The 3,687-nt window shown below is 60.5% G+C and carries 3 protein-coding genes; 1 reads left to right on the top strand and 2 read right to left on the bottom strand.

Annotation, left to right across the window (positions count from 1 at the left end; genetic code table 11):
• On the bottom strand, positions 1–117 hold a 117-nt coding region (locus YU9_RS46980; protein WP_156952376.1), incomplete at its 3' end, for a glycosyltransferase.
• A 121-nt stretch (positions 118–238) separates the two neighbouring features.
• Positions 239–388 carry an asparagine synthase-related protein gene (locus YU9_RS51360; protein WP_156952375.1) on the bottom strand — a complete coding sequence of 50 codons (150 nt, stop codon included), beginning with the start codon at positions 386–388 and terminating at the stop codon, positions 239–241.
• A 487-nt stretch (positions 389–875) separates the two neighbouring features.
• Here YU9_RS51360 and YU9_RS44000 point away from each other — a divergent pair, with 487 nt between their 5' ends.
• The gene (locus tag YU9_RS44000; RefSeq protein WP_156952374.1) at positions 876–3,515 is read left to right on the top strand and encodes an Ig-like domain-containing protein; all 2,640 of its coding nucleotides are present in this window, start codon (positions 876–878) and stop codon (positions 3,513–3,515) included.
• Positions 3,516–3,687 lie beyond the last annotated feature (172 nt).

The following is a 3,687-nucleotide window of genomic DNA, read 5'->3' as shown; positions in this document are numbered from 1 at the left end:
ACGTCGGTCGGCAAAGGCGGCCTCAATCGCAGCGAGCCAACCGGGATCTTCCCGGCAATCGGCATCGATAAATGCGACAATGTCACCGCGCGTCTGGCGGATTCCGCGGTTGCGCACCGGCCCGGGTCGTGCAGATAGAGCCCGACCGTCGCGCGATCGAGGTGGGGACCGCTAATGCTATCCGACCCGAGCCGAAGTTCCCGCGCCGGATCGCGCAACGGGCTGCGAAACCATTCCGTCACTGGCATTCTGAAATCCTTTCGCCGGTAAAAACCGATTTCGACAGGCGCGAGCCCAAAGCCTCGCGTACAATCCGTTTAGCAACACCCCACTTGATGCGTTGGCTGTCCGGCAAAGTGCTGGCGAACTCGGCGAGCCGAACGTCCATGACCCGGGCGCGCGCTTGCTATTTAATACAGCCATTAAAATAATGGAAAATCGCATCTGCCACAGAGCCGCTCACCACTATCTGGTCAGATCTGTCGATTCAATGGATGAGAAATATTCCGCAAGCAATAAGTGTCTTAAGGTCCCTCGTGCCGGATCAAAGAGTGCCGCAAGCGTCGAGATAATCAGCTTTACTAGACTGCGAGAACCTCGATACCTCCAACGTCGCCGTCGCGAAGAGCCGTTTGTGACGATTGGCGCGCCACAATTCCCACAGACCCCGTAAGCGTAAATATCTCTGGGGGTTAGTCGTGCGGGCAACCGCCGATTTCAGGCGCCGCGAAGGCAGGCAGCATCGAAGAGAAATAAAAATGATCCCAGCTCGGCCCACTTAAGGTCCCAAAAAAGTCGTCCCCGCTCGACCATTACAAACCTAGACATAGTCATTCGCGGTTACGCGCCGTGAGTCAACAAAAGGAGAAATTCGCATGACTGGTACTATTGATCCTGCTCTCTTTGGCATGCCGGACGCGACGACTGCCGGCGTGCAGCCTGGCGTGACGCTCACCGCCTACAACGGCCCGATGACCATCACGACGCCGGGAGCGGTCATCGAGAACGTCATCATCAACGGAACGCTTACGGTTGCGGCAGACAACGTCACGATCAAGAACTGCATCGTTCAGAATTTCACCAACTGGGGCATCCTCGACTCGAACAATGCGATCAACACCCAGGTGCTGAACTGCACCATTGATGGCACTGGCTCAACCCAAACAACTGGTCTCGGTGTCGGGGGCGGCACCAACTCTGCGATAGTCGGCTGCGATATCAAGGGCATGGCGGTCGCCATCAATATGTTCGGGTCCGCCCTGGTCAAGGACAACTATATCCACGACCTGGCCGACACGTCGAGCAACCCGGATGCCCGTCACTTCGATGGCATACGGGCAATGACGAGCGGCGCGGATATCGAGCACAACACGATCATGATGCCCGACCAAAACGGCGGCACTGCTGCCGTCTTCATCAATACTGAGTACCCAGATGCGCCCGATCCCATCGATAATCTGAAGGTTATAGATAACCTGATGACCGGCGACGCTTCGTACACAGTCTATGTGACGCGCGGGGCGGGCGCCGTCACCAACGTCACGGTCGAAAACAACTACGTTGAGCGCGGGATGTACGGCTATTTCAATGTTGACGCTTCGCCGGGGCTCACGCCCCCGACCCCGACTATGTCGGGCAACATCGAATGGGACAATACGAAGGATCCGACTCCTTACCCGAGTTCGGTGCCGTCGTCACCTTCCTCACCCTCGTCGCCGACTGCTCCTTCCGCTCCAACGATTGCCTCCTTCTCTCCTGACAGCGGCGTCGCGGCCGACGGCATCACGAATGTCAATATTATCGATCTCAAGGGCACCGCGGCTGCCGGCAGCACCGTCAAGATCTACGACGGCACGACCCAAATCGGTTCGACGACCGCGACTTCGACCGGAAGCTGGGACTACATCACCAAAGTCTTGACCGATGCGAAGCATACGCTCACGGCGACCGCGACCAACGCCTCCGGCCAGACCAGCGTGGCGTCGGCTGCGGTGGCGGTCACCGTCGACGCCAAGGCGCCAGCGGCACCGACGATCGCGAGTGACACCGTGAACAGCGCCAATCAGGTCGTGGCGTCCGGGACCGCCGAGGCCAACAGCACGATCAAGGTGTACGACGGCACGAATCAGGTCGGTACCGCTACGACTAACGCTAGCGGGACGTGGACGGTGACCACTGCTGCCCTCGCGGTCGGCACACACGCCCTGACGGCCACGGCGACCGACGTTGCGGGCAACGCGAGCGCCGCGTCAGCGCCATTTGATCCTGTCATTGGATCGTCGGGCTCATTCGGATCCGGTACGTCCGGCACCGGGACGTCGGGCACGGGCACGTCTGGTTCAAGCACCTCCGGCTCGAGCACATCGGGTACGGGCACCACTGCGCCGGCCGCACCGAAGATCGCCTCCTTCTCGACGGACAGCGGTGTCGCCGGCGATCACATCACGAGCGACCAGACGTTGACCCTGACGGGAACGGCGGTTGCCAACAGCACGGTCAAAGTGTTCGACGGCACCACCCAGCTCGACTCGGTTACGGCGGATGCGAACGGAGCGTGGCACTACACGACTGCCGCCCTGTCCGACGGAAAGCACAGCTTCACCGCGACCGACCTGGTCTCCGGCGTCACCAGCAAGGCATCGACCGGGCTGGATGTCACGGTGGACACCGTTGCCCCCGATGCTCCGGTTCTGTTGAGTGATCCGACGACACATAATCGTGCAACGGTATCCGGTACGGCGGAAGCCGGCAGCTCGATCAAGCTTTATGAGGGCTCGACCTTGCTTGGCACCGCGACGGTTGCAAGTGACGGCGACTGGAGCGTGACGACCCCGAATCTCAAGCACGGGTCACACATCTTCACCGCGACGGCAACCGACGCAGCCGGCAACACCAGCGCCTTGTCGCAGCCCATCGATCCACCGATTGGCTCGCACAGCGCCGGCGGCACCAAGGACGCCTCGACCGTCGAGGTTACCAATGTACGTCAGCATTGGGATCACACCGGGACGATCAAGGGCATTGCCGACCCCAACAGCGAGATCAAGCTGTCGGACGGCACGACCTCGGTCGGTTCGGTGACCACGGGAGCTAACGGCAAGTGGAGCTTCCAGACGTCCGATTTGTCGGGCAAGAGCCACGCCTTTACCGCCGAGCAGGTCGACACCACAGGCCACGTGGTCGGCACCAGTTCGGGGGCGGCGATGATCGGCTCGGGTCGCAGCGATACGCTGACCGGTAGCACCGGCAACGACGTCATGGTGGGCAAGGCGGGAGCGGATACGTTCCAGTTTGCGTCGAACTTCGGCCAGGACGTCATCAAGGACTTCGCTGCCCGTGGACGTGTTCACGACACGATCGAGTTCAGCAAGAGCGTGTTCGACAGCTTTGCGAGCGTTCTCTCCCACGCGGCCCAGTCAGGCCACGACGTCGTGATCGCGACGGGAAGCGACACCCTCACGCTGAAGAACACGCAGCTCGACAAGCTGAACAGCCATGACTTCCATTTCGCGTAGTCGCGAGTTCAGTGACAGCGAGTAGCCACCAATCTGCGGTAAAGATCATGGAAGGCGGGGGCTGGTCCCCCGCCTTCTTTTGTGTGTGCCGAGTATGAACGACAGCTTGGAGGTGGAAGTCCTCTATCCAGCCTGATGACGGCGAAGGATTAGCGAAGCGCAAGGGCGTCAT

Origin of the sequence: Bradyrhizobium sp. WSM1743, from assembly GCF_000473065.1 — a bacterium.
GTDB lineage: Bacteria > Pseudomonadota > Alphaproteobacteria > Rhizobiales > Xanthobacteraceae > Bradyrhizobium.
The sequence above is the reverse complement of the archived record's forward strand: the minus strand, read 5'-3'. Positions and strand labels throughout refer to the sequence as shown.